This is a genomic window from Citrobacter sp. GW821-FHT02E08 (genome assembly GCF_059421685.1).
In genome coordinates this window covers 1-24,425 of sequence record NZ_JBWKVL010000007.1, presented here as the reverse complement: position 1 = coordinate 24,425, position 24,425 = coordinate 1, and the positions used below count along the sequence as shown (strand labels likewise).

The following is a 24,425-nucleotide window of genomic DNA, read 5'->3' as shown; positions in this document are numbered from 1 at the left end:
ATTTGTGATGTTTTGAGAGTATCCTGATGGCGCTGTTAATCACCAAAAAATGCATCAATTGCGATATGTGCGAACCGGAATGCCCAAACGAGGCCATTTCCATGGGCGATGCTATCTATGAGATTAACAGCGACAAGTGTACTGAATGCGTTGGTCATTACGACACGCCAACCTGTCAGAAAGTATGCCCGATCCCGAATACAATTCTGAAAGATCCGGCACACGTCGAAACGCAGGAGCAGTTGTGGGATAAGTTTGTCCTGATGCACCACGCGGACAAACTCTAAAACGGCCCTTGCTTAACTCTCGATAATCACCGTGGCGCAGGCGTAGTGTCGTTCATCGGCCAGCGTGACGTGCATACTGGCAACACCGAGGGTTTCCGCCAGCTTCAACGCCTCCCCCCACAACCGCAAACGCGGCTTGCCGAGTTCATCGTTAAACACTTCAAACTGGTTAAACGCCAGACCGTTGCGAATTCCGGTGCCGAAGGCTTTTGCCGCCGCCTCTTTTACCGCGAAACGTTTGGCGAGAAAACGCACCGGTTGTTGGTGCGTTTCCCAAATGGCCCATTCATTGTCGCTGAGCACTCTTCTTGCAAGACGATCGCCTGACCGAGAGATAACCGCCTCAATACGAGCAATCTCTACAATATCCGTGCCCAAACCCAGGATCGCCATTAGCCACGCGCTTCCAGCATCAGACGCTTCATTTCAGCAATCGCCTCTTTCAGGCCGCTCATCACCGCACGTCCGATAATGGCATGGCCGATATTCAGCTCGTGCATTTCCGGCAACGCCGCGATGGCTTTCACGTTGTGATACGTCAGACCATGACCCGCATTCACTTTCAGCCCCAGACCGGCCGCAAAGGTCGCCGCCCTGGCTATACGCGCCAGCTCCTGCGCCTGTTGAGCGTCGGTTTTGGCATCCGCATAGCAGCCGGTATGAATTTCAATGTAGGGTGCCCCAACCTCTGCGGCGGCTTTGATCTGAGCTTCATCGGCATCAATGAACAATGATACGAGGATCCCTGCATCTGCCAGACGTTTACAGGCATCGCGCATTTTGTCGCGCTGACCTGCCACATCCAGACCGCCCTCAGTAGTGACTTCCTGGCGTTTTTCCGGCACCAGACAGCAAAAATGCGGCTTCGTCTCAACGGCAATCGCCAGCATCTCTTCCGTCACCGCCATCTCCAGGTTCATGCGAGTATCCAGCGTCTGGCGCAGAATACGCACGTCACGGTCAGTGATATGGCGGCGATCTTCACGCAGGTGCACGGTAATACCGTCGGCACCCGCCTGTTCGGCAATAAATGCAGCCTGTACCGGGTCCGGGTATGCGGTGCCACGCGCATTACGCAGAGTAGCAATGTGGTCAATGTTGACGCCTAACAGTAATTCAGCCATGACAATCCTCGTTAATCGTTATTCGTTTTCACTGCGCGTTTTGGCATAAATTGCCGGAACAGCTCCCGGCTTTTTAACGGCTTACCTCCAAGATACGGCTTTAGCGCCATACGGGTAAAGCGTTTCGCTGCGCGCAATGTATCAACATCAGGAAATTCTCTTGCTTCAAGCGCCTTCAGATGTCGTCCGGTGAAGGTGTTGTTATCAATCACGACGCTGGCAATGAACCCTTTCTCTTCGCGATAGCGATACGTCATGGTGTCATCCACCAACTCACCGCTGCCAGCACAATGCGTGAAGTCCACCCCATAACCCAGGTGACCGAGCAACGCGAGCTCAAAGCGACGCAGAGCGGGTTCGGGAGTCCCCGTAGCACCTGCCAGTGTTTGTATGCAGTTCAGATAATCAAAAAAGAGTTCAGAAAAGCGCGTCTCGTACTCAAGTACACGAGAAACCAGTTCGTTGATGTAGAGACCACTGTAAAGCGTGATACCGCTGAGAGGAAGCGCCAGGGAGACGGCTTCTGCGCTGCGTAAGGTTTTCACCTCACCGCGACCGCCAAAGCGAAGCAGGAGCGGCGTGAAAGGCTGTAAAGCGCCTTTCAGATTAGAACGTTTGGAACGTGCGCCTTTGGCGACCAGACGCACGCGACCTGACTCTTCCGTGAAGACGTCCAGCATCAGGCTGGTTTCGCTCCACGGACGGCTGTGCAATACGAATGCGCGCTGCCAGCCTTCCATCATACTCGTCGCCTTTCAAGTTGCAGGTGCGTTGGCCGCGTCCGTTCACCCCAGTCACTTACTTGAGTAAGCTCCTGGGAATTCACGGCCTTGCCGCCTTCCTGCACCTCGAAAGTCATAGAGTATGCAATATTAGAGATCGTCGCCATAGCCGAGACTGCGCAGCGCGCGCTCGTCGTCGGCCCAGCCAGATTTCACTTTCACCCACAGTTCCAGGTGTACTGGCGCTTCAAACATGTCCTGCATATCTTTACGCGCTTCAATACCGATGGTTTTGATTTTGGCCCCTTTGTTGCCAATGACCATCTTCTTCTGCCCTTCACGCTCAACGAGGATCAGCCCATTGATGTCGTAGCCGCCGCGTTCGTTAGTAATGAAACGTTCAATCTCAACGGTAACGGAGTACGGCAGCTCAGCACCCAGAAAACGCATCAGTTTTTCACGGATGATTTCCGAAGCCATAAAGCGCTGGGAACGATCGGTGATGTAATCTTCCGGGAAGTGATGGATGGCCTCCGGCAGGTGTTTACGCACGATGCCCGCAACCGTATCCACGTTCATACCGGTTTCCGCAGACATCGGCACAATATCGAGGAAATTCATCTGGCTCGCCAGGAATTGCAGGTGCGGCAGTAAATCCGCTTTTTCCTGCACGTTATCCACTTTGTTGACTGCCAGGATAACCGGAGCTTTACCGTCGCGCAGTTTGTTCAGCACCATCTCATCGTCTGGCGTCCAGCGGGTGCCTTCTACAACGAAAATGATCAGTTCAACGTCGCCAATAGAGCTACTCGCCGCTTTGTTCATCAGGCGGTTAATGGCGCGTTTTTCTTCCATGTGCAAACCCGGGGTATCGACATAAATAGCCTGATACGCCCCTTCGGTATGGATACCGACAATGCGGTGACGTGTGGTTTGCGCCTTACGGGAAGTAATTGAAATCTTCTGCCCAAGCAGATTATTCAACAGGGTAGATTTGCCTACATTCGGGCGACCGACGATGGCAATAAATCCGCAATAGGTTGTATCGATGCTCATTCCAACTCCAGTTTTTTCAACGCCTGTTCGGCGGCAGCCTGCTCAGCCTTACGACGGCTTGAACCTGTGCCTACCACCGGTTCACTCAGGCCGCTGACCTGGCAGTGGATAGTAAATTCCTGATCATGCGCTTCACCACGCACCTGTACCACCAGATAAGACGGTAACGGCAGATGACGACCTTGCAAATATTCCTGCAAACGCGTTTTCGGATCTTTTTGTTTATCGCCCGGGCTAATTTCATCCAGACGGCTTTGATACCAGTTAAGGATCAGTTTCTCGACGGTCTGAATATCGCTGTCGAGGAATACGCCACCAATTAACGCTTCTACGGTATCGGCCAGAATAGATTCACGACGGAAGCCGCCGCTTTTCAATTCACCCGGCCCCAAACGCAAGCATTCACCCAGATCAAACTCACGGGCTAATTCCGCAAGTGTGTTACCACGCACCAGCGTGGCGCGCATACGGCTCATATCCCCTTCGTCCACACGTGGGAAACGGTGATATAGCGCATTAGCGATGACAAAGCTCAAAATAGAGTCGCCTAAAAACTCTAAACGCTCGTTATGTTTGCTGCTGGCACTACGATGGGTTAATGCCTGCTGCAACAGCTCCTGATGAGTAAAAGTGTAGCCCAGCTTCCGTTGAAGCCGATTAATTACGATGGGGTTCATGCGATACCAATAAATGAATGCGTCAACAATCCAGCACACGAAACAGACCTGTATTTGAAACCAATGCTGTTTCGTGTGCCGTGGCGACCAGACGGCGCCAACCTTAAACTTCGGGGGAATATTCTATACACAACGACAAAGGATGTCGTTAGTCTGGGGGAATTTATCCAATAAATAATTCATGTTGTCGCCATTACGACGACAACATGAACATTTATCAGGAATTAATGAATACCGCCGATACGGCTTAAACGCACGCCGGTAGGCCATTCACCTTCTTGTTTATCAAAACTCATCCAGATCGCCGTCGCTTTACCGACCAGGTTTGCTTCCGGTACAAATCCCCAGTAACGGCTGTCCGCGCTGTTATCACGGTTATCACCCATCATGAAGTATTGTCCCGGCGGCACAATCCAAGTAGCCAGTTGCTGACCTGGCTGCTGGTAATACATCCCGACCTGATCCTGTGCGATTGGCACGGTCAGGATCCGGTGTGTTACCTCACCCAGCGTCTCTTTGCGCTCAGTCAGACGAATACCGTTATCTTTGGTTTCGTTCAACGGCACTTCAAAGAATCCACTGCTGGCTTCGCCTGCGTTACGACGGGCAAACGTCTGAACGAAATCGCTCGGCTGAACATTGGAATAGGTTACCGCCAGCGCATTTTCACATGCCTGGCCTGAACTGCACCCTGGCTGAATGGTGACTTCTTTCGCTACCGGATCGTACGAGACTTTATCACCCGGTAAACCGACAGCGCGTTTGATGTAATCCAGACGCGGATCTTCCGGGTATTTAAAGACCACGATATCGCCACGTTTAGGATGACCGGTTTCAATCAAGGTTTTCTGGTAAATCGGGTCTTTAATTCCATAGGCGAATTTTTCCACCAGAATAAAGTCACCGATTAACAGTGTCGGCATCATCGAACCTGACGGGATCTGGAAGGGTTCATAGATAAATGAACGCACAACCAGCACAATCGCCAGCACCGGAAACACCGACGCGCCGGTTTCCAGCCAGCCGGGCTTAGGTGCCACTTTTTTTAGCGTGGCTTTGTCCAGCGACTCATTGACAGCGGCCTGTGCCGCTGCCTGACGCTCCCGACGTTTTGGCGCGAAGATAAACTTATCCACGCACCATAAAATGCCCGTCACCAGTGTGGCAATCACCAGAATCAGGGCAAACATATTCGCCATGCCAACTCCTTAGGGTTATTTGCTGTCTTTACCGACATGCAGAATGGCGAGAAACGCTTCCTGAGGCAGCTCTACGTTACCGATCTGCTTCATTCGTTTTTTACCTTCTTTCTGCTTCTGCAGCAGTTTTTTCTTACGGCTGATATCACCGCCATAGCACTTCGCCAACACGTTCTTACGCAGCTGCTTCACCGTCGAGCGCGCAATAATGTGCGTCCCAATCGCGGCCTGGATAGCGATGTCAAACTGCTGGCGCGGGATGAGCTCTTTCATCTTCTCAACCAAATCACGGCCACGGCTTTGCGAATTGCCACGGTGAGTGATCAACGCCAGCGCATCAACACGCTCGTTGTTAATCAACACGTCAACACGAACCATGTCCGATGCCTGGAAGCGTTTAAAGTTATAGTCTAGCGAAGCGTAGCCACGAGACGTTGACTTCAGACGGTCGAAGAAGTCGAGCACCACTTCCGCCATCGGGATTTCGTAGGTCAGCGCAACCTGGTTACCGTGGTATACCATGTTGGTCTGTACGCCACGCTTCTCGATACACAGCGTGATAACGTTGCCCAGGTAAGCCTGCGGCAGCAGCATGTGACATTCTGCGATCGGCTCGCGCAACTCATAAATGTTGTTCAGCGGCGGCAGTTTGGATGGGCTGTCGACATAGATAGTTTCTTTGCTGGTCGTTTCGACTTCGTAAACAACGGTCGGCGCGGTGGTGATCAGATCCAGATCGTATTCACGTTCCAGACGTTCCTGAATGATCTCCATGTGCAACAGCCCCAGGAAGCCACAGCGGAAGCCGAAGCCCAGCGCCGTTGAGCTTTCCGGCTCGTAGAACAGAGAAGCGTCGTTCAGGCTCAGTTTACCGAGCGCATCGCGGAAGTTTTCGTAATCGTCTGAACTGACCGGGAACAGACCCGCATAAACCTGCGGTTTAACCTTTTTAAACCCTGGCAGCGCTTTATCCGCCGGGTTACGCGCCTGCGTCAGCGTATCGCCAACCGGTGCGCCGAGGATGTCTTTAATCGCACAAACCAGCCAACCTACCTCGCCGCATTTCAGCTCAGTGCGGTCAACCTGCTTCGGCGTAAAGATGCCCAGACGGTCTGCGTTGTAGACCTGCCCGGTGCTCATCACTTTAATCTTGTCGCCTTTACGCATGGTGCCGTTTTTAATACGCACCAGCGAAACAACGCCAAGATAGTTATCGAACCAGGAGTCGATGATCAGCGCCTGCAGCGGGCCTTCCGGATCGCCTTCCGGCGGCGGAATATCACGCACCAGACGTTCCAGAACGTCGGTCACGCCCACGCCGGTTTTCGCCGAGCAGCGCACGGCGTCAGTGGCGTCGATGCCGACAATATCTTCAATCTCTTCTGCCACACGTTCAGGATCGGCGGCAGGTAAGTCAATTTTGTTAAGGACCGGAACCACTTCCAGATCCATTTCCATGGCGGTATAGCAGTTCGCCAGGGTTTGTGCTTCTACACCCTGTCCGGCGTCAACCACCAGCAATGCACCTTCACACGCCGCCAGTGAACGGGAAACTTCATAAGAGAAGTCAACGTGGCCAGGGGTGTCGATAAAGTTAAGCTGATAGGTTTCACCATCAGATGCTTTGAAATCGAGCGTCACGCTCTGCGCTTTGATCGTAATACCGCGCTCACGCTCAAGATCCATCGAGTCGAGAACCTGCGCTTCCATTTCACGGTCAGACAGGCCACCGCAGATCTGGATAATACGGTCAGACAGCGTCGATTTACCGTGGTCGATGTGAGCTATGATTGAAAAGTTACGTATGTTCTTCATATAGTGTAATTATTGTGCCTTACGCCTGGTTCGACAGGCTTTGAGAAGTCGCTGTTCTGAGCTTAACGTCTGTTTAAGTGAAACGCCGCATTCTACACTACAACGCTGAGGCGAGGAAATGTTCATAGAGCAAGGATAGCGGGAACTGGAAACAACATCGCTTTTGCAATGCAAAATACAACAAAGCCAGTGAAATCACTGGCTCGTTTCGGCTGGAGGGGTCTCGACGCGGAGCATTCCCGGCGGTAAGGCAACGTTCAGAATCACCGGTTGCCAGGCTTCTCGCTTTGCCAGTTTGCGGGAGAAACCACGCGCAATCAAAAATCCCCCGACCCCGCCTAATATCGCACCGCTCAATGAAGCCATATCTGAGCCGAACAAGACCTGAAACAGGGAAGCAAACAGAAAAAGTCCAGCCAGCGGCGACAGGTATACCAACATCGCTGACCCCAGCAGGCTACCTTCGGCAATACCCAGTTCGACTTTCTGCCCTGGGACCAACGGTTCAGCACTCGGTACCACAATCGTATGCGTCGTTTGTGGTCCCAGTTTATTCAACACCCGAGTGCCGCATCCCGCACGGGAAGCGCAGCTACTGCAGGATGCCTTAACATCACAACTCACCCTCGCCTGACCATCCTGCCAGGAGACAACCGTTGCCCACTCTTTGATCATTTCGCAGCCCTGAACTTAATGTTGTCTGCAATGCGTTTGGCGGTTTGCGGCGGAAGTTCACCCACAACGGTGATTTCTGCGTTGTCACGCACGCTGGTGCTTACCGTTCTACGCCCGGTACGCAGCAGTTGATCGGTGCTGGCTTGCGTCGCACGGTTAACGTTCACCGAGAAACTGAACAACCCATCGGAGTACAGACGGGACTCAATTGGCATTTCCATAGTCGGAATCGGGCGTCGGCTACTGGATATTTCGCTGAACCCTTGCGGAAGCCAGGATGGGCTCCAGTTGAAGTTAGTCTTTTCCCCCGCCGGAACAGAAAGCAGAGGCGGCAGATTAGCTTTTGCCAGGGCCTGCATCGTATTACCGATATCATTATTCACGTTAAAGGCGATCACGCGGAATTGTTCCAGCGTTTCGCCATCGCGATCCAGGAGATCAACCCTCATCGGTAATCGGGTCTCTGCGTCCATCCAGACGATGTAGCTATAGCGAGTACCATCACGCGCAACAACACGGATCACTTCGCACAAACGGTCAGCGATACGCGTTTTTCCGACAGAGATAAAATCATAAAAGGGAGCGAGTCGCTTAAAGTCGGTATAGACCAGAGAAGGCAGGGAATCAACGATGTAGTCACCGTTTAAGGTGAACGGCTCGAGCCCAGGTTCGAAATAGCTGATTTCGTTTCCACGCTGGACGACTTCCCGGCGCGGGCCATCCAGTTGCAACAATTGTGCAAGCGGACGGTTATCGAGGCGCGCATGCCGATAACGCAGAGACTCAACGCCTTGTTTATTGATGCTGACGAATGACAGCTCGTAGGTGAGTGACTGGCTGGCCAGATTCATCTGCTGCAACAACGCCCCGGACGCAGGGTTGGCCGAGGCGTTAGCAGAAAAGAACAGGCTACCTGTCACAAGTGACATGGCAAACCAAAGTTGCTTCATTACTGCGATTGCGTTCCTAAAGTTTGAATTCCTGGCACCTGCACAGCGGCTTGCTGTGTTTGCGCCTGCTCAAACTGAAGCTGTTCGGAGTGCAGTCGACGTTGCAGTTCGTAATCCTGCAGCATGGCATTGATACGACGACGCTGCTCCTGTACCTGCTGTTGCTGGCCACCGCTGGCCGTTGCATCAGAAGGTACCCCCAGACTCACCGGGCTCGCCTTACCCATCATTGGTAAGGTATTGAATACCGGCGTTTCAGGCTGCTGGGACGTTTCAGATTGTCCGTTATAGTGCTGGACGCCAACAATAACTGCAAGCGATACGCATGCCGCTACGCCCATTTGGGTGAGTTGCGCCGCCCACGGACGCATTTTCTTCCAGAAAGGCATTTTTTGCCACTGGTGCGGTGCGGGTTGGGCTTCAGGGATCAACGGCGTCGCCTGGCGTACGGGCTCGCTTTCAATCGCGGCCATAACGCGCGCGGAAATATCGAAATGGAGAACATCAGCTGTGTCTCCGCGCATGGAATCGCGGATCAGGTGATAACTCTCCCATGTTTTCTGCATTTCCGGGTCATGAGTCAGCGCTTTAAGCAGCTCATTATCCAGCGTTTCGCCATCCATTAAAGCGGAAAGTTTCTCTTTCTGCATGCCTAATACCTTTTCCAGTATCCCGCTATCGTCAACGCCTGATAAGCGGTTGAACTTTATTATCAATAGCTTCCCGCGCTCGGAAGATACGAGAACGCACCGTACCCACCGGACAATCCATGATAGCGGCTATCTCTTCATAGCTTAGGCCATCTAGCTCCCGCAAGGTAATTGCCATGCGTAAATCTTCCGGGAGGGACTCAATAGTTCGGAAAACTATCTGTCTCAGCTCTTCTGACAACATTAAGTTCTCAGGGTTCGAAATTTCTTTCAGCGCACCGCCACTTTCGAAGTTTTCTGCTTCAATCGCATCCACATCACTGGATGGCGGGCGGCGCCCCTGAGCGACCAGGTAATTCTTAGCTGTATTGACTGCAATTCGATATAGCCAGGTATAAAAAGCACTATCTCCCCGGAAAGAATCCAGCGCGCGATAGGCCTTAATAAATGACTCTTGCACCACATCGGGAACATCGCCCGACGGCACATAGCGGGAAACCAGACTCGCCACTTTATGCTGGTAGCGTACCACCAGTAAATTAAAGGCTTTCTGATCTCCCTTCTGGACCCGTTCAACCAGGACCTGGTCCGTTAACTGCTCGCTCATCCGAGGTAAAGTCTCCCCAAACCAAATTTCCACGCGCTCTCGAAACGCCACTCCATCAGCTGCACTATGAGCAAGCAATGGGTTAGAGTGTCAGAGTTTCGTAAAGTTCCGTTACGCATTTGTTTTTGTTTGTCATGTTGTAGACAGGTCATTATCTCTCATTATAAGTCTACAGAGTCTGAACAACGCACTATCTGTTTAGAAATGCCCATTTAGTCGCTTGCAGAGTAACCCAACAGCGCCTTTATTTCATCACATAATCTGGCGCTAACGACCTGCTTCGCAAAATATTTTCCCTATTCTACCGCTCACTGTCTTATCCTTTCATGTTTAGTGGTTGCAACGAATTTAAAATAAAACGTGCTGTAAAGCGCAGTGTGGTGCTATGCTGACCAAACACTGTTTAGTAAATTAAACAAACGCAATGAATACGATTCCTGAACTTTCCTGTGACGTGTTGATTATTGGCAGCGGTGCTGCCGGACTCTCTCTGGCACTACGCCTGGCTGAAAAGCATCAGGTCATTGTCCTGAGTAAAGGACCGGTCAGCGAAGGCTCGACATTTTATGCGCAAGGCGGTATTGCCGCCGTTTTCGATGAGACCGACAGTATTGACTCCCACGTCGAAGATACGTTGGTTGCAGGCGCCGGTATTTGCGATCGCCACGCGGTGGAGTTCGTCGCCAGCAATGCCCGCCCATGCGTTCAATGGCTGATTGATCAGGGCGTCCTGTTTGACACCCACGTTCAGGCTAATGGGGAAGAAAGCTATCACCTGACCCGTGAAGGTGGACATAGCCATCGCCGCATTCTGCATGCTGCCGATGCCACCGGCAAAGAAGTCGAAACCACGCTGGTCAGCAAGGCGCAAAACCATCCTAATATCCGTGTTCTGGAACGCAGCAATGCCGTTGATTTAATTATCTCCGACAAAATCGGCTTGCCGGGAACCCGGCGAGTGGTTGGCGCATGGATCTGGAATCGTAATAAAGAAGCCGTCGAAACCTGCCACGCCAAGTCGGTTGTACTGGCAACGGGCGGGGCATCAAAGGTGTATCAATACACCACCAACCCGGATATCTCCTCGGGTGATGGTATTGCTATGGCCTGGCGCGCCGGATGTCGCGTCGCCAACCTCGAGTTTAATCAGTTTCACCCCACGGCGCTGTATCACCCACAGGCGCGAAATTTCCTGCTCACCGAAGCGCTGCGCGGCGAAGGGGCGCACCTTAAACGACCTGACGGCACACGATTTATGCCGGACTTTGATGCGCGTGGCGAACTGGCCCCACGCGATATTGTCGCCCGAGCCATCGATCATGAAATGAAGCGTCTTGGCGCAGATTGTATGTTCCTCGACATCAGTCATAAACCCGCTGAGTTTGTCCGTCAGCACTTCCCGATGATTTACGAAAAGCTGTTAGGCCTGGGGATTGATCTCACCAAAGAGCCCGTGCCCATCGTTCCTGCCGCGCACTACACCTGCGGCGGCGTCATGGTGGACGATTTTGGTCGCACCGATGTCGATGGTCTGTATGCGATCGGAGAAGTGAGCTATACCGGTCTGCACGGCGCAAACCGCATGGCCTCTAATTCACTGCTGGAATGCCTGGTCTACGGCTGGTCAGCGGCTGAAGATATTGACCGCCGCATGCCCTATGCCCGTGGCGTTAATCAACTCCCGGCTTGGGATGAAAGTCGCGTTGAGAATCCGGATGAATTGGTGGTCATTCAGCATAACTGGCACGAATTGCGCCTGTTTATGTGGGACTATGTCGGTATTGTCCGCACCACAAAACGTCTGGAGCGCGCCCTGCGCCGCATCACCATGCTGCAACAAGAGATCGACGAGTATTACGCCAATTTCCGCGTGTCGAACAATTTACTGGAACTGCGTAACCTGGTGCAGGTGGCTGAACTTATCGTCCGCTGTGCGATGCAACGTAAAGAGAGCCGGGGTTTGCATTACACGCTGGATTATCCCGCCTTGTTGCCTGAATCCGGCCCGTCGGTGCTCTCTCCATTAAGCACTCACATAAACAGATAAAAAGCCTGGGTCAGTGCCGTGTAACTTTCAGAGTAACGCTGGTCTGACCCACGGATCACCATCCGGTCGCTAAAACACTCTCCGGCCTGCGGAGAGAACGCCAACAGCACCCGATGCGGCAAGCGAGCTTCCGTTTCCGCAACGTCGGTCCGCAGTCGCAAATGCCAGCCCATGCTTAACGCCTGTTGCGTGAATGTGTTGCCAATGTGTTCTGGCAGCACAACGCAAAAGAATCCCTCTTCCGTGATGCACTCCGTGGCATTGGCCAGCAACGTCTGGTGATCCAGCGTCGTGGTATAACGCGCCTGTTCACGCTGAGGTGTGGCGCATTCCACCCCCTGCTCATAATAAGGAGGATTACTGATGATCAGATCGAAACGAACGGTCTGACGAGGAACCCATTGCACAACGTCTTCGCAGTGTACCGTCACGCGATGCGCCCACGGTGACTGTAAAATATTTTCCTGCGCTTGTTCGGCGGCGGCGGCGTCCAGTTCTACAGCATCAATGATGACGCTTTCGTCAGTACGCTGCGCTAACATTAGCGCCAGCAGCCCACTACCCGTACCAATATCAAGGACTCGCTTTACACCCGCGACTGGCGCCCAGGCACCTAAGAGAATGCCGTCAGTTCCCACTTTCATCGCGCAACGGTCGTGCGCCACAAAAAACTGCTTAAAAGTAAATCCATTACGACGGACGACGGATGTAGACTGGGGCATGAAAACACAACCTTGCAGGAAAAACGGCAATAGCACCGAGTGAAAACAATACCTGAGAAGCGATATCCATACAAACAGATGAAGATTGCAGCCGTAACGTCTATAATCAGCGCCCCACACAGAGGTAGAACATGACTGTAACGACTTTTTCCGAACTTGAACTCGATGAAAGCCTGCTGGAAGCACTCCAGGATAAAGGTTTCACTCGCCCGACCGCCATTCAGGCTGCCGCCATTCCGCCTGCGCTCGATGGCCGTGATGTCCTCGGTTCTGCGCCAACAGGCACCGGTAAAACGGCGGCATATCTGCTGCCAGCGTTGCAGCACCTGCTCGACTTCCCGCGCAAAAAATCCGGTCCGCCGCGAATTTTGATTCTGACGCCGACCCGCGAACTGGCGATGCAGGTTGCCGATCACGCCCGTGAACTGGCGAAAAACACCCATCTGGATATCGCAACCATCACCGGGGGCGTGGCATACATGAACCACGCAGAAGTGTTTAGCGAAAACCAGGACATCGTGGTCGCCACCACCGGTCGCCTGTTGCAGTATATTAAAGAAGAAAACTTCGACTGCCGCGCCGTCGAAACCCTGATCCTCGACGAAGCCGATCGTATGGTGGACATGGGTTTTGCTCAGGATATTGAACATATCGCTGGGGAAACACGCTGGCGTAATCAGACGATGCTGTTCTCCGCTACGCTTGAAGGCGAAGCCATTAAAGATTTTGCTGAGCGCCTGCTGAAAGAACCGGTTGAAGTCTCTGCCACGCCTTCCACTCGCGAGCGTAAAAAGATCCATCAATGGTACTACCGCGCCGATAATTTAGAGCATAAAGTCGAACTGCTGAAGCACCTGCTAAAACAAGACGATGCCACACGTACTATCGTGTTTGTGCGTAAGCGCGAGCGCGTACACGAACTTGCCGGGATGCTGCGCACCGCAGGGATCAACAACTGCTATCTCGAAGGCGAGATGCCGCAGATCAAACGTAACGAAGGCATTAAGCGACTCACCGACGGTCGCGTAAACGTACTGGTTGCCACCGACGTTGCCGCGCGCGGTATCGATATTCCTGACGTGAGTCACGTCATTAACTTTGATATGCCGCGCAGTGGTGATACCTATCTGCACCGTATCGGTCGTACAGGCCGCGCCGGTCGCAAAGGTACCGCCATTTCTCTGGTCGAAACCCACGATCACCTGCTGCTGTTAAAGATTGGTCGCTACATTGAAGAACCGCTGAAAGCGCGTGTCATTGATGAACTTCGCCCGACAACGCGTGCGCCGAGTGAGAAACTGACCGGCAAACCGTCTAAAAAAGTGCTGGCTAAACGCGCTGAGAAGAAAAAAGAGAAAGACAAAGAGAAGCCACGCGTGAAGAAACGTCACCGTGATGCTAAAAATATCGGTAAGCGTCGCAAGCCTGCCAACGCGGGTACGCCACCGCAGAAGAACGAAGAGTAAAAGAATCGCCGGGTTATTTAGCCCGGCATTTTTTTATCTCCAGCTGAAAAACACGCCTCAACACACTCCATAAAAATCTGCATCGCCGGGCTGACGGCTTTCCCCGCATGGTGCGCGCACAACGCCATGATTGAAGGCGGTGTCGTGTCGAATGGCAGTTCTTTAATGCTGTTGGCCTACTACGCAGTGCGGATTTTTTACTGATGGAATGCAAAAAGCGGAAGATGCGCTTGCATCCTCCGCTTTTGATTATCGGATTACTGGGGGATTCCCCCGTGAGCCTTACAGGCTCTCAGTAAAGGTACGAGCGATAACGTCGCGCTGCTGTTCTGGCGTCAGAGAGTTAAAACGCACAGCATAGCCAGAAACACGGATGGTCAGCTGCGGATATTTTTCCGGATGCTTAACCGCATCTTCCAGTGTTTCGCGACGCAGAACGTTAACGTTCAGGTGCTGACCACCTTCCACACGAACTTCCGGTTGCACGTCTACCGGAACTTCACGGTATTCGATTTCGCCCAGTTTGCTGACGGCAACGACTTCGTCTGCAGTGAAACCTGCTTTCGCAACGATGCAGCGTGCTTCGCCTTTTTCGCTGTCCAGCAGCCAGAAAGAGTTCAGCAGGTCGTCGTTAGCAGCTTTAGTAATCTGGATACCTGTAATCATGTGATGCCTCCCCGGCAAAATTAATTGATTTCGGCTGGCCTATCGCGGCCAATTGGTAAAACCATTGTTGCTTGAGTGTATATATACCCCTCACACACCCTTGATTCTTTGATTTAAATCAACAAAAACCACACCACAAAAAGGGTAATGGGTGGATTTTATTGTTTTACATCAACTTACACACCACGCATCGATAAACTTTTTACATGAATTTTCAACATTCTTTAGGCGAATCCTGGCTTTGCGGCATGCAGAATTTTGCGCCGTAGAAAGAAGCAGTTAAGCTAGGCGCATTGAAAAATTCGCAGGAGAGCGAGATGGCCACCGAATTAACCTGGCATGACGTACTGGCTGATGAAAAGCAGCAGCCTTACTTTGTTAACACGCTACATACCGTCGCTGGAGAGCGTCAGTCAGGAATGACGATTTATCCACCGCAAAAGGATGTCTTCAATGCATTTCGCTTCACTGAACTGGGTGATGTTAAAGTCGTGATTCTGGGGCAAGACCCCTATCATGGACCCGGCCAGGCGCACGGTCTTGCCTTTTCAGTGCTTCCCGGGATCGCCCCGCCTCCGTCGCTGTTAAATATGTATAAAGAGCTGGAGGCTTCAATACCTGGCTTTACGCGCCCCACGCATGGTTATCTGGAAAGCTGGGCCCGTCAGGGTGTGCTGCTGCTCAATACCGTTCTAACCGTGCGGGCGGGCCAGGCGCATTCACACGCCAGCCTCGGCTGGGAAACGTTCACCGATAAAGTCATCAGTCTTATCAATGAACATCGGGAAGGGGTGGTCTTTTTACTCTGGGGTGCGCACGCGCAGAAAAAAGGCGCCATTATTGACACCCAGCGCCATCACGTGTTGAAAGCGCCACATCCGTCGCCGCTGTCCGCGCATCGTGGTTTCTTTGGCAGCAATCACTTTGTTCTGACAAATCAGTGGCTGGAACAGCGTGGCGAAAAGCCAATTGACTGGATGCCCGTGGTACCGGAGAAGAGTGAATAACCTATTGCAGGTTGTGAGCCCGGTAAGCATCGCGCCACCGGGCACATCGCCGGATGGCAGCGCAAGCGCCTTATCCGGCTAACACACAAAGCGCAATTACGCTTTGTTTTGACGCCACCACTCAGCAAGCAACACACCTGTCGCCACTGAGACGTTGAGCGTGTCAACATTACCCGTACCGTCAATCGCAACGCACAGGTCGTCTGCGGAAAGCGCTGCTTCCGGCAAAGCGTCGCGTTCACGACCTAGCACCAGCACCATTTTCTCAGGCAGTGCGGTCGCAAACAGCGGTTTACCCTGAGCACTGGACGTCGTGACCACGGTGTAACCCGCCTGACGGAAATCATCCAGCACGTCAACCAGGCTGTCGCCCGTGATAGGTTGCACATGCTCTGCGCCACCTTCAGCAGTACGGATCGCCGCACCAGACTCCAGCAGCGCGGCATCCTGCACCACGACGCCTTTTACGCCAAAGTGCGCACAGCTACGCATCATTCCACCGAGGTTATGCGGGTTAGCAATATCTTCCAGCGCCAGCACACAATCCTGTGCCCCCGCCTGACCTACCCACTGTTTAACCGTCGTACCATTGCGTTTTTTGATCAGGAAACAGACGCCGCCGTGGTGTTCCGTACCAGAGGCTTTCGCCAGTTCCGCTTCGTCAACCACGTGATAGGCTTTGCGGTTTGCCGCCATCCAGCGTAGCGCTTCTTTAAAACGCGGGGTCACGCTCTGAATGAACCAGGCGCGTACAATCGCATCCGGACGGCTCTGGAACAGAGCCTGACAAGCATTCTCGCCGTAGACGCGGGTCTCTTCCGCACGTTGGCGACGCAATACTTCAGGATCGATAAAACTTTTGCCGCTGATTCCGCCGTGATCGGCTTTTTCCGTCGTGTCATCGCTCGGGGCACGGGAAACCGTACGCCACGGTGAGTCTTCACGTTTACGGTCGCGTTCAACATCGCGGTCACGACCACGTTCACGGCCGCGTTCACTGTTCGGGCCTTTTCTGTCATCACGGGCAGGGCGACGACCGCCTTCGGCTCGGGAAGTACCGGGGCGACCGCCGCCTTTACCAGTACGTGGATTTTGAGTGCGTTTATCCGAGTCATCATCACTGCGGACGTACATCACTTTGACCTTGCCGTTTTTGTTCTTCAGTTCGTCGCTCATTTCATTTCTCCACCTGCGCTGCGCGAAGCGCGCAGATTACCTGATGTGTCATCGGTTAGCCATTATTTCATTTAAAAGCTAATGACTATTGTACTCATCGAATAAAACACATTGTTGTTTAAAACAGTCTCCCCGATAATATGTAACATAATAGAAACATACCGACGTGGACGTGATTGTCGGGAAGTCTACCCTACTCTTCCAGAGGTTAGTTATGAATACCGTTTGTACCAGCTGCCAGGCTATCAACCGCATTCCCGATGATCGTATTGAGGAAGCGGCAAAATGCGGACGCTGTGGTCACGACTTGTTTGATGGAGAAGTGATTAATGCGACCGGTGAAACGCTGGATAAACTGCTGAAGGACGATCTTCCGGTGGTGGTTGATTTCTGGGCGCCGTGGTGCGGCCCATGCCGTAATTTTGCCCCAATCTTTGAAGATGTCGCCGAAGAGCGTAGCGGCAAAGTTCGCTTTGTTAAAGTGAATACGGAAGCGGAACGTGAACTGAGCGCCCGTTTTGGCATTCGCAGTATCCCAACCATCATGATTTTCAAGAAAGGCGAAGTTGTCGATATGCTGAATGGCGCAGTGCCAAAAGCCCCTTTTGATAGCTGGTTGAACGAATCGCTGTAATCTCATCGGGGCGCATCTTGTGCCCCGTTTTCACCTCTGCGACAATAGCGTTTTTCAACGCATTCTCCCATGACTGATAACGCTGTACTCCAGTTACGCGCCGAACGCCTCGCGCGCGCCACACGTCCTTTCCTTGCCAGAGGTAACCGCATTCGTCGCTGTCAGCGATGCCTGCTGCCATTGAAGCAATGCCTGTGCGATACGCTAACGCCTTCTCAGGCAAAAAGCCGCTTTTGTCTGGTGATGTTTGATACCGAGCCGATGAAGCCCAGCAATACGGGGCGTTTAATTGCGGATATTTTACCCGAGACCACTGCGTTTCAATGGTCGCGCACTGAACCGCCACAGGCGCTGCTCGATCTGGTAAAAAACCCGGATTATCAACCGATGGTGGTGTTCCCTGCCTCCTATGCAGATGAAGAGCGTGAGGTGATTTTCACGCCCCCAACAGGCAAACCACCGCTGTTTATTATGCTCGACGGCACCTGGCCGGAAGCGCGTAAAATGTTTCGTAAGAGCCCTTATCTCGACAATCTGCCGGTGATTTCAGTCGATCTATCACGACTTTCTGCTTATCACCTGCGCGAAGTCCATGCACAGGGACAATACTGCACCGCCGAAGTGGCTATTGCGCTGCTGGATCTGGCTGGCGACGCCAACGCAGCAAGCAGCCTGGGTGAACATTTCTCCCGCTTTAAAACGCGCTACCTGGCAGGAAAAACGCAACATCAAGGGAGTGTCACAGCAGACTTATCAGAAAGCGTTTAAAATCATTCGGTCACTGGTGTCATAAGGAAGCCGATATGAGTCAGCGTGGTCTGGAAGCGCTACTGCGACCAAAATCTATTGCGGTGATTGGCGCGTCAATGAAGCCCCATCGTGCGGGTTATCTGATGATGCGCAACCTGCTGGCCGGAGGGTTCAGCGGCCCCGTCCTGCCGGTGACGCCCACCTGGAAGGCCGTTTTAGGCGTTCTTGCCTGGCCAGATATTGCCAGCCTGCCTTTTACGCCCGATCTCGCGGTTCTTTGTACCAATGCCAGCCGCAATCTTGCTCTACTGGAGGCTCTGGGAGAAAAAGGGTGCAAAACCTGCATTATCTTGTCGGCACCAGCGTCTCAGCATACAGAGCTTCAGTCCTGCGCCCGCCGTTTCAACATGCGGCTGCTTGGCCCAAATAGTCTGGGATTACTGGCGCCCTGGCAGGGCCTGAACGCCAGTTTCTCGCCTGTGCCGATTAAGCGCGGCAAACTCGCGTTTATTTCGCAATCAGCGGCAGTCTCCAATACCATTCTGGACTGGGCGCAGCAGCGGGAAATGGGCTTTTCCTACTTTATCGCGCTAGGCGACAGTCTGGACATTGATGTCGATGAATTGCTGGACTACCTTGCACGAGACAGCAAGACCAGCGCGATCCTGCTTTATCTTGAACATTTAAGCGATGCCCGGCGCTTTGTCTCTGCCGCCCGTAGCGCGTCGCGTAACAAACCGATTCTGGTCATTAAAAGCGGTCGAAGTCCGGCGGCTCAGCAATTACTCAACACCAGCGCGGGGATGGATCCCGCATGGGATGCCGCAATTCAGCGTGCCGGGTTGTTGCGCGTCCGGGATACCCACGAACTCTTCTCTGCGGTCGAAACCTTAAGCCACATGCGCCCACTCCGCGGTGACAGGCTGATGATCATTAGCAATGGTGCAGCCCCTGCCGCCCTGGCGTTGGATGAGCTTTGGTCACGTAATGGCAAGTTGGCCACGTTGAGTGAAGAGACATGTAGCAGACTGCGAGAAGCGCTGCCTGACCACGTCAACATCGCTAACCCATTGAATCTGTGTGATGACGCCAGCAGCGATCATTTTGTCAAAACGGTAGACATTTTGCTGGCCAGCCAGGATTTCGATGCCTTGATGGTGATCCACTCCCCCAGCGCCGTCGCCCCGGGAACCGAAAACGCTCACGCGCTGATTGAAGCGGTGAAGCATCATCCCAGAGGGAAATACGTTTCGTTGCTGACCAACTGGTGTGGCGAATTCTCCTCTCAGGAAGCCCGTAAATTGTTCAGCGAAGCGGGGCTTCCCACCTATCGTACGCCGGAAGGCACTATCACGGCCTTTATGCACATGGTGGAATACCGCCGGAACCAGAAACAACTGCGGGAAACGCCAGCACTGCCGACGAACCTGACGTCAAATACGACCGAGGCGCACAAGCTACTGCAGCAGGCCATTGATGACGGTGCAACGTCACTGGATACCCATGAAGTTCAGCCTATTCTGCAGGCCTACGGCTTGCAGACGTTGCCGACCTGGATTGCCAGTGACAGTGCGGAAGCCGTGCATATCGCGGAACAAATCGGCTATCCAGTGGCGTTAAAACTACGCTCTCCGGATATTCCGCATAAGTCTGAAGTTCAGGGGGTAATGCTGTACCTGCGTACGGCAAATGAAGTTCAGCAGGCCGCCAATGCCATATTTGATCGCGTAAAAATGGCCTGGCCGCAGGCGCGGATCCACGGCCTGTTGGTACAAAGCATGGCCAACCGTGCGGGTGCACAAGAGTTGCGTGTGGTGGTGGAACACGATCCGGTCTTTGGTCCTCTGATTATGCTTGGCGAAGGTGGCATGGAGTGGCGCCCTGAAGAACAGGCTGTCGTTGCGCTGCCGCCGCTAAACATGAACCTGGCGCGCTATTTAGTGATTCAGGGAATAAAGAATAAAAAAATCCGCGGTCGGAGCGCGCTACGTCCGCTGGATGTCGCAGGTTTAAGCCAGTTGCTGGTGCAGGTGTCGAACCTGATCGTCGATTGCCCGGAGATTCAGCGTCTGGATATCCATCCGCTGCTCGCATCCGCTGACGAATTCACGGCGCTTGATGTGACGCTGGATATCGCTCCTTTCGAAGGCGATAACGAAAGCCGGCTTGCTGTACGTCCGTATCCGCAACATCTCGAAGAGTGGGTGGAGATGAAAAATGGCGAACGTTGCCTGTTCCGCCCTATCCTCCCTGAGGATGAACCGCAGCTACAGCAGTTCATTTCCCAGGTCACAAAAGAAGATCTTTATTATCGTTATTTTAGCGAGATCAACGAATTCACTCATGAAGATTTAGCCAACATGACGCAGATCGACTACGATCGGGAAATGGCGTTTGTCGCCGTACGTCGTCATGACAGCACCGAAGAGATCCTCGGCGTCACGCGCGCGATCTCCGACCCGGATAATATTGATGCTGAGTTTGCTGTACTGGTGCGCTCAGATCTCAAAGGATTAGGTTTGGGGCGTCGATTAATGGAAAAATTGATTGCTTATACTCGGGATCACGGACTGAGACGCCTCAATGGTATTACGATGCCAAACAATCGCGGCATGGTGGCACTGGCCAGAAAGCTCGGTTTTGAGGTTGATATCCAGCTCGAAGACGGAATTGTTGGGCTAACGCTTAATCTTGCCCAGCATGAGGAATCGTGAGTAAGGTACTGGAAATGTTGACCACTTTAATGGGTACTGATGTTATCATTGCCCGCTTATGTCGTCTGCATAGTACAGAGGACCCTTCAATGAACAGAGAAGAAATGCACTGTGATGTTGTCAAAATTTAAGCGTAATAAACATCAACAACACCTTGCCCAACTACCTAAGATTTCTCAGTCAGTTGATGATGTAGATTTCTTTTATGCTCCCGCTAATTTCAGGGAGGCTCTGCTGGAGAAAATAGCCAGCGCGACACGACGTATTTGCATTATTGCCCTGTATCTTGAACAGGATGATGGTGGCAAAGGCATACTCGACGCGCTTTATGCGGCTAAACGGCAGCGTCCCGAGCTGGATGTCCGGGTGCTTGTCGACTGGCATCGTGCGCAGCGTGGGCGTATTGGCGCAGCAGCGTCCAACACCAACGCTGACTGGTATTGCCGAGTGGCGCAAGAAAACCCCGGTATTGAGATCCCCGTCTACGGCGTACCGGTTAACACGCGGGAAGCGCTTGGTGTCCTGCATTTTAAAGGCTTTATTATTGATGACAGCGTCATCTATAGCGGCGCCAGCCTGAACGATGTTTATCTGCATCAACATGATAAATACCGTTACGACCGTTATCAGCTCATTCGCAATGCGCAAATGGCGGACATCATGTATGAGTGGGTCACTCAGAATTTGATGAACGGCCGTGGCGTGAACCGCCTGGATGATATGCATCGTCCGAAAAGCCCTGAGATTAAAAATGACATCCGTTTGTTCCGCCAGGAGCTACGCGATGCGTCATACCATTTCCAGGGAGATGCCGATAACGAGCAACTGTCCGTGACACCCCTGGTCGGATTAGGGAAATCCAGTCTGCTGAACAAGACGATTTTCCATCTTATGCCGTGCACGGAGCAAAAGCTCACTATCTGTACACCTTATTTCAACCTGCCTGCAGTTCTGGTGCGCAGCATTATTCAGTTACTGCGTGATGGCAAAAAGGTCGAGATCATTGTCGGTGATAAAACGGCGAACGACTTTTTCATCCCCGAGAATGAACCGTTCAAAATCATCGGCGCGCTTCCTTATCTTTACGAGATTAACCTGCGTCGCTTCCTGAGCCGTCTGCAATATTACGTTAATACCGATCAACTCGTTGTGCGCCTGTGGAAGGATGACGACAATACTTATCATCTGAAAGGGATGTGGGTCGATGACAAATGGATGCTCATCACCGGTAACAACCTGAACCCTCGGGCCTGGCGTCTGGATCTTGAAAACGCGATTTTGATCCACGATCCAAAACAGGAATTAGCCCCTCAGCGTGAGAAAGAGCTGGAGCTTATCCGCACGCATACCACGATTGTTAAGCACTATCGCGACCTGCAGAGTATTGCCGACTACCCCGTTAAAGTCCGCAAGCTAATCCGTCGACTACGCCGCATTCGAATCGACAAATTAATTAGCCGTATTCTGTAAACAAAACCCCGTCCAGTGACGGGGTTTTTCCTGTGGAGGTGTCGGTGCGCTTCTTTATCCTTATCGTTATTCTGCTTCTTACCGGTTGTAGCCATATGGCTAATGATCGCTGGAGCGGACAGGATAAAGCACAACATTTTATCGCTTCTGCTATGCTCTCCGCCGCAGGAAATGAATACGCTCAACGCCAGGGAATGAGTCACGATCGCAGTGCCGCATTCGGTCTGATGTTTTCTGTCAGCCTCGGAGCATCAAAAGAATTATGGGACAGCCGCCCCGAAGGAAGCGGCTGGAGCTGGAAAGATTTTGCCTGGGATGTCGCAGGCGCAACCACAGGTTACGCCGTCTGGCAAATGGCTCACGACTAAAGGCGCAGACCTTTGCCTTTACGGTGCAGCATCAATGAAACAAAAAATGCCACGACAGCCATAGCCGTAACGTACCAGAAGAATGATGTCTCCATACCAATGGACTTCAGCGACAACGCAACATATTCAGCAGAACCCCCGAACAACGCATTCGCCACGGCATAAGAAAGACCAACGCCTAACGCACGCACTTGTGCCGGGAACATCTCAGCCTTCAGGATCCCGCTAATTGAGGTGTAGAAACTCACGATGAGCAACGCGCACATGACCAGTCCAAAAGCGGCATAAGGCGAAGTGACGTTCTGCAATGCCGAGAGGATCGGCACAGTAAAAATAGCTGCCAGAGAGCCAAAACATAACATTGATGTCCGTCGCCCGATTTTATCCGATAGCGCGCCAATCAAAGGCTGAATAAGCATAAAAACGAACAATGCCGCCGTCATAATTCCGCTTGCCACGTTGGCATGCATTCCGGCGGTATTGACCAGATACTTCTGCATATATGTTGTGAAAGTGTAGAAACAGAGCGAACCTGCAGCGGTAAAACCCAGCACCATCATGAACGCTTTACGGTTACGCCATAATCCCTTCAACGAGCCCGCCTCTTTCAGAGCGCGCGTCTCTTGCTGAGACGTTTCATCCAGTTGGCGACGTAACCACAACGCGACAATGGCCAATGCCGCCCCCAACGCAAACGGTATACGCCAGCCCCATGATCTAAGATCGGCATCATCCAGAGTTTGCTGGAGAACCACAACAACCAACAATGCCAGAAGTTGTCCGCCGATCAACGTGACATACTGGAATGAGGCATAAAACCCTTTACGGCCTTCTACGGCCACTTCACTCATATAGGTTGCACTGGTTCCGTACTCCCCGCCAACAGACAAGCCCTGAAACAAACGAGCCAGTAACAAAAGCGCCGGAGCCCAGGTGCCAATGGTCTCATAGCCGGGCAAGCAGGCGATCACGAGCGATCCCATACACATCATACAAACCGACAATAGCATCGATTTTTTACGGCCGTGTTTATCGGCAATGCGACCAAGTAACCATCCACCGATAGGACGCATCAGGAACCCTGCGGCAAAAACGCCGGCAGTTTGCAAAAGCTGAGTCGTCGTATTTCCTGATGGGAAGAAAATGTGGGCGAAGTAGAGAGAGCAGAACGAGTACACATAGAAATCAAACCATTCGACCAGATTCCCGGATGATGCCCCCACAATAGCCCATATGCGACGACGGGTATCACTGTCAGTCAGTGACCCGTTCGCAGTTACACTGCTTTCAGTCATTAGAATTGTACTCCTGCCAAGGATCCAACCGAAAATATCGGCGCTTATTATTGTCACTTGAAGTGAATAAAATGTTATATAATTGTTATATATAAATATGTGACAGGAATCTAGCTTTTAATTAGCAGGCCAACGATTTAGAGGTATAAGCCAGAGCAGGATCGACTAACCCGTATACCGGATCTGGTCTGAGAAACGCAGCGCCATCCGGCATTTTCCGCAGACCACAGACGCAAAAAAGCCCATCCGTCAGGATGGGCTTCTTCACTTGTTTGATGCCTGGCAGTTCCCTACTCTCGCATGGGGAGACCCCACACTACCATCGGCGCTACGGCGTTTCACTTCTGA

At 52.5% G+C, this 24,425-nt stretch carries 25 protein-coding genes and 1 pseudogene; 9 read left to right on the top strand and 17 right to left on the bottom strand.

Annotation, left to right across the window (positions count from 1 at the left end):
- Positions 1-26: 26 nt before the first annotated feature.
- Positions 27-287 carry a YfhL family 4Fe-4S dicluster ferredoxin gene (locus tag AC07UY_RS11195; protein WP_162379139.1) on the top strand — a complete coding sequence of 87 codons (261 nt, stop codon included), beginning with the start codon at positions 27-29 and terminating at the stop codon, positions 285-287.
- A 12-nt stretch (positions 288-299) separates the two neighbouring features.
- Here the strand turns inward: AC07UY_RS11195 and acpS are convergent, their stop codons facing one another.
- The 12 genes from acpS to rseD all read right to left on the bottom strand — a co-directional run bounded on the left by acpS (position 300) and on the right by rseD (position 9,914).
- A complete protein-coding gene (gene acpS / locus AC07UY_RS11190; protein WP_203360382.1) occupies positions 300-680 on the bottom strand; it encodes a holo-ACP synthase in 381 nt (126 codons plus the stop codon).
- A complete protein-coding gene (pdxJ, locus tag AC07UY_RS11185; RefSeq protein WP_494661040.1) occupies positions 680-1,411 on the bottom strand; it encodes a pyridoxine 5'-phosphate synthase in 732 nt (243 codons plus the stop codon). The genes acpS and pdxJ overlap by 1 nt, the downstream gene beginning before the upstream one ends.
- Positions 1,412-1,422: 11 nt before the next feature.
- Positions 1,423-2,151: a DNA repair protein RecO gene (recO, locus tag AC07UY_RS11180; RefSeq protein ID WP_494661052.1), complete on the bottom strand. Its 729-nt coding sequence runs from the start codon at positions 2,149-2,151 to the stop codon at positions 1,423-1,425.
- Between the two features lie 132 nt (positions 2,152-2,283).
- Positions 2,284-3,189, bottom strand: coding sequence for a GTPase Era (gene era, locus AC07UY_RS11175; RefSeq protein WP_494661041.1), 906 nt, complete (start codon positions 3,187-3,189; stop codon positions 2,284-2,286).
- Positions 3,186-3,866: a ribonuclease III gene (rnc, locus tag AC07UY_RS11170; RefSeq protein WP_162379144.1), complete on the bottom strand. Its 681-nt coding sequence runs from the start codon at positions 3,864-3,866 to the stop codon at positions 3,186-3,188. The genes era and rnc overlap by 4 nt, the downstream gene beginning before the upstream one ends.
- A gap of 224 nt (positions 3,867-4,090) precedes the next feature.
- Entirely contained in the window at positions 4,091-5,065 is a 975-nt protein-coding gene (gene lepB, locus AC07UY_RS11165; protein WP_192613105.1) for a signal peptidase I, read from the bottom strand.
- 15 nt (positions 5,066-5,080) lie between these two features.
- Positions 5,081-6,880, bottom strand: coding sequence for a translation elongation factor 4 (lepA, locus tag AC07UY_RS11160; protein ID WP_494661042.1), 1,800 nt, complete (start codon positions 6,878-6,880; stop codon positions 5,081-5,083).
- 195 nt (positions 6,881-7,075) lie between these two features.
- Positions 7,076-7,555 carry a SoxR-reducing system protein RseC gene (gene rseC, locus AC07UY_RS11155; RefSeq protein ID WP_494661043.1) on the bottom strand — a complete coding sequence of 160 codons (480 nt, stop codon included), beginning with the start codon at positions 7,553-7,555 and terminating at the stop codon, positions 7,076-7,078.
- Positions 7,552-8,505 carry a sigma-E factor regulatory protein RseB gene (gene rseB, locus AC07UY_RS11150; protein ID WP_203360377.1) on the bottom strand — a complete coding sequence of 318 codons (954 nt, stop codon included), beginning with the start codon at positions 8,503-8,505 and terminating at the stop codon, positions 7,552-7,554. Before rseB ends, rseC begins: the two co-directional genes overlap by 4 nt.
- Positions 8,505-9,155, bottom strand: coding sequence for an anti-sigma-E factor RseA (gene rseA, locus AC07UY_RS11145; protein WP_162379149.1), 651 nt, complete (start codon positions 9,153-9,155; stop codon positions 8,505-8,507). Before rseA ends, rseB begins: the two co-directional genes overlap by 1 nt.
- A gap of 31 nt (positions 9,156-9,186) precedes the next feature.
- On the bottom strand, positions 9,187-9,762 hold the full coding sequence (gene rpoE, locus AC07UY_RS11140; protein WP_000003307.1) for an RNA polymerase sigma factor RpoE: 576 nt from the start codon (positions 9,760-9,762) through the stop codon (positions 9,187-9,189).
- Positions 9,759-9,914 (bottom strand): rpoE leader peptide RseD, encoded by a 156-nt coding sequence (rseD, locus tag AC07UY_RS11135; RefSeq protein ID WP_203360376.1) that lies wholly within the window; start codon positions 9,912-9,914, stop codon positions 9,759-9,761. The genes rpoE and rseD overlap by 4 nt, the downstream gene beginning before the upstream one ends.
- A 272-nt stretch (positions 9,915-10,186) precedes the next feature.
- Between rseD and nadB the strand changes: the two genes are divergently transcribed.
- Complete coding sequence (gene nadB / locus AC07UY_RS11130) at positions 10,187-11,809, top strand: L-aspartate oxidase (protein WP_494701230.1); 1,623 nt, start codon at positions 10,187-10,189, stop codon at positions 11,807-11,809.
- Here the strand turns inward: nadB and trmN are convergent.
- Positions 11,794-12,531: a tRNA(1)(Val) (adenine(37)-N(6))-methyltransferase TrmN gene (gene trmN / locus AC07UY_RS11125; protein ID WP_494661045.1), complete on the bottom strand. Its 738-nt coding sequence runs from the start codon at positions 12,529-12,531 to the stop codon at positions 11,794-11,796. The two genes, nadB and trmN, sit on opposite strands and share 16 nt — an antisense overlap.
- 131 nt (positions 12,532-12,662) lie before the next feature.
- On the opposite strand from trmN, the gene srmB reads away from it, so the two are divergent.
- Entirely contained in the window at positions 12,663-13,997 is a 1,335-nt protein-coding gene (gene srmB, locus AC07UY_RS11120; RefSeq protein WP_203360373.1) for an ATP-dependent RNA helicase SrmB, read from the top strand.
- A 17-nt stretch (positions 13,998-14,014) separates the two neighbouring features.
- Here srmB and AC07UY_RS11115 read toward each other — a convergent pair.
- Together AC07UY_RS11115 and grcA are read right to left on the bottom strand one after the other, a co-directional pair.
- Positions 14,015-14,164: pseudogene (locus AC07UY_RS11115) on the bottom strand (LysR family transcriptional regulator); the annotation flags it as partial.
- A 115-nt stretch (positions 14,165-14,279) separates the two neighbouring features.
- Positions 14,280-14,663, bottom strand: coding sequence for an autonomous glycyl radical cofactor GrcA (gene grcA, locus AC07UY_RS11110; protein WP_494661046.1), 384 nt, complete (start codon positions 14,661-14,663; stop codon positions 14,280-14,282).
- Between the two features lie 317 nt (positions 14,664-14,980).
- Here grcA and ung point away from each other — a divergent pair, with 317 nt between their 5' ends.
- On the top strand, positions 14,981-15,670 hold the full coding sequence (ung, locus tag AC07UY_RS11105) for a uracil-DNA glycosylase (protein WP_203360372.1): 690 nt from the start codon (positions 14,981-14,983) through the stop codon (positions 15,668-15,670).
- 96 nt (positions 15,671-15,766) lie between these two features.
- Here the strand turns inward: ung and AC07UY_RS11100 are convergent, their stop codons facing one another.
- Positions 15,767-16,846 carry a tRNA/rRNA methyltransferase gene (locus tag AC07UY_RS11100; RefSeq protein ID WP_203360371.1) on the bottom strand — a complete coding sequence of 360 codons (1,080 nt, stop codon included), beginning with the start codon at positions 16,844-16,846 and terminating at the stop codon, positions 15,767-15,769.
- 214 nt (positions 16,847-17,060) lie between these two features.
- Between AC07UY_RS11100 and trxC the strand changes: the two genes are divergently transcribed.
- The 5 genes from trxC (at position 17,061) to AC07UY_RS11075 (ending at position 22,782) form a co-directional block, all read left to right on the top strand.
- Complete coding sequence (gene trxC, locus AC07UY_RS11095; RefSeq protein WP_192613116.1) at positions 17,061-17,480, top strand: thioredoxin TrxC; 420 nt, start codon at positions 17,061-17,063, stop codon at positions 17,478-17,480.
- A 69-nt stretch (positions 17,481-17,549) separates the two neighbouring features.
- Positions 17,550-18,248 carry a tRNA-uridine aminocarboxypropyltransferase gene (tapT, locus tag AC07UY_RS11090; protein WP_494701231.1) on the top strand — a complete coding sequence of 233 codons (699 nt, stop codon included), beginning with the start codon at positions 17,550-17,552 and terminating at the stop codon, positions 18,246-18,248.
- Positions 18,249-18,283: 35 nt separating this feature from the next.
- Positions 18,284-20,944 carry a bifunctional acetate--CoA ligase family protein/GNAT family N-acetyltransferase gene (locus AC07UY_RS11085; RefSeq protein WP_494701232.1) on the top strand — a complete coding sequence of 887 codons (2,661 nt, stop codon included), beginning with the start codon at positions 18,284-18,286 and terminating at the stop codon, positions 20,942-20,944.
- Between the two features lie 114 nt (positions 20,945-21,058).
- Positions 21,059-22,414 (top strand): CDP-diacylglycerol--serine O-phosphatidyltransferase, encoded by a 1,356-nt coding sequence (gene pssA / locus AC07UY_RS11080; protein ID WP_203361226.1) that lies wholly within the window; start codon positions 21,059-21,061, stop codon positions 22,412-22,414.
- Between the two features lie 44 nt (positions 22,415-22,458).
- Positions 22,459-22,782: a YfiM family lipoprotein gene (locus AC07UY_RS11075; RefSeq protein WP_494701233.1), complete on the top strand. Its 324-nt coding sequence runs from the start codon at positions 22,459-22,461 to the stop codon at positions 22,780-22,782.
- On the opposite strand, the gene kgtP is transcribed toward AC07UY_RS11075, so the two are convergent.
- The gene (gene kgtP / locus AC07UY_RS11070) at positions 22,779-24,077 is read right to left on the bottom strand and encodes an alpha-ketoglutarate permease (protein WP_494701234.1); all 1,299 of its coding nucleotides are present in this window, start codon (positions 24,075-24,077) and stop codon (positions 22,779-22,781) included. The genes AC07UY_RS11075 and kgtP overlap by 4 nt on opposite strands.
- Positions 24,078-24,425 lie beyond the last annotated feature (348 nt).

Bases quoted from the DNA above. Each gene is read 5' to 3' on its own strand.
- lepB (WP_192613105.1), bottom strand. From the start codon at position 5,065: ATGGCGAATATGTTTGCCCTGATTCTGGTGATTGCCACACTGGTGACG.
- pdxJ (WP_494661040.1), bottom strand. From the start codon at position 1,411: ATGGCTGAATTACTGTTAGGCGTCAACATTGACCACATTGCTACTCTG.
- rseB (WP_203360377.1), bottom strand. From the start codon at position 8,505: ATGAAGCAACTTTGGTTTGCCATGTCACTTGTGACAGGTAGCCTGTTC.
- nadB (WP_494701230.1), top strand. From the start codon at position 10,187: ATGAATACGATTCCTGAACTTTCCTGTGACGTGTTGATTATTGGCAGC.
- AC07UY_RS11195 (WP_162379139.1), top strand. From the start codon at position 27: ATGGCGCTGTTAATCACCAAAAAATGCATCAATTGCGATATGTGCGAA.
- era (WP_494661041.1), bottom strand. From the start codon at position 3,189: ATGAGCATCGATACAACCTATTGCGGATTTATTGCCATCGTCGGTCGC.
- trxC (WP_192613116.1), top strand. From the start codon at position 17,061: ATGAATACCGTTTGTACCAGCTGCCAGGCTATCAACCGCATTCCCGAT.
- rpoE (WP_000003307.1), bottom strand. From the start codon at position 9,762: ATGAGCGAGCAGTTAACGGACCAGGTCCTGGTTGAACGGGTCCAGAAG.
- trmN (WP_494661045.1), bottom strand. From the start codon at position 12,531: ATGCCCCAGTCTACATCCGTCGTCCGTCGTAATGGATTTACTTTTAAG.
- rseA (WP_162379149.1), bottom strand. From the start codon at position 9,155: ATGCAGAAAGAGAAACTTTCCGCTTTAATGGATGGCGAAACGCTGGAT.
- tapT (WP_494701231.1), top strand. From the start codon at position 17,550: ATGACTGATAACGCTGTACTCCAGTTACGCGCCGAACGCCTCGCGCGC.
- rnc (WP_162379144.1), bottom strand. From the start codon at position 3,866: ATGAACCCCATCGTAATTAATCGGCTTCAACGGAAGCTGGGCTACACT.
- lepA (WP_494661042.1), bottom strand. From the start codon at position 6,880: ATGAAGAACATACGTAACTTTTCAATCATAGCTCACATCGACCACGGT.
- pssA (WP_203361226.1), top strand. From the start codon at position 21,059: ATGTTGTCAAAATTTAAGCGTAATAAACATCAACAACACCTTGCCCAA.
- kgtP (WP_494701234.1), bottom strand. From the start codon at position 24,077: ATGACTGAAAGCAGTGTAACTGCGAACGGGTCACTGACTGACAGTGAT.
- rseC (WP_494661043.1), bottom strand. From the start codon at position 7,555: ATGATCAAAGAGTGGGCAACGGTTGTCTCCTGGCAGGATGGTCAGGCG.
- srmB (WP_203360373.1), top strand. From the start codon at position 12,663: ATGACTGTAACGACTTTTTCCGAACTTGAACTCGATGAAAGCCTGCTG.
- ung (WP_203360372.1), top strand. From the start codon at position 14,981: ATGGCCACCGAATTAACCTGGCATGACGTACTGGCTGATGAAAAGCAG.
- recO (WP_494661052.1), bottom strand. From the start codon at position 2,151: ATGGAAGGCTGGCAGCGCGCATTCGTATTGCACAGCCGTCCGTGGAGC.
- AC07UY_RS11085 (WP_494701232.1), top strand. From the start codon at position 18,284: ATGAGTCAGCGTGGTCTGGAAGCGCTACTGCGACCAAAATCTATTGCG.
- rseD (WP_203360376.1), bottom strand. From the start codon at position 9,914: ATGACCTGTCTACAACATGACAAACAAAAACAAATGCGTAACGGAACT.
- acpS (WP_203360382.1), bottom strand. From the start codon at position 680: ATGGCGATCCTGGGTTTGGGCACGGATATTGTAGAGATTGCTCGTATT.
- grcA (WP_494661046.1), bottom strand. From the start codon at position 14,663: ATGATTACAGGTATCCAGATTACTAAAGCTGCTAACGACGACCTGCTG.
- AC07UY_RS11100 (WP_203360371.1), bottom strand. From the start codon at position 16,846: ATGAGCGACGAACTGAAGAACAAAAACGGCAAGGTCAAAGTGATGTAC.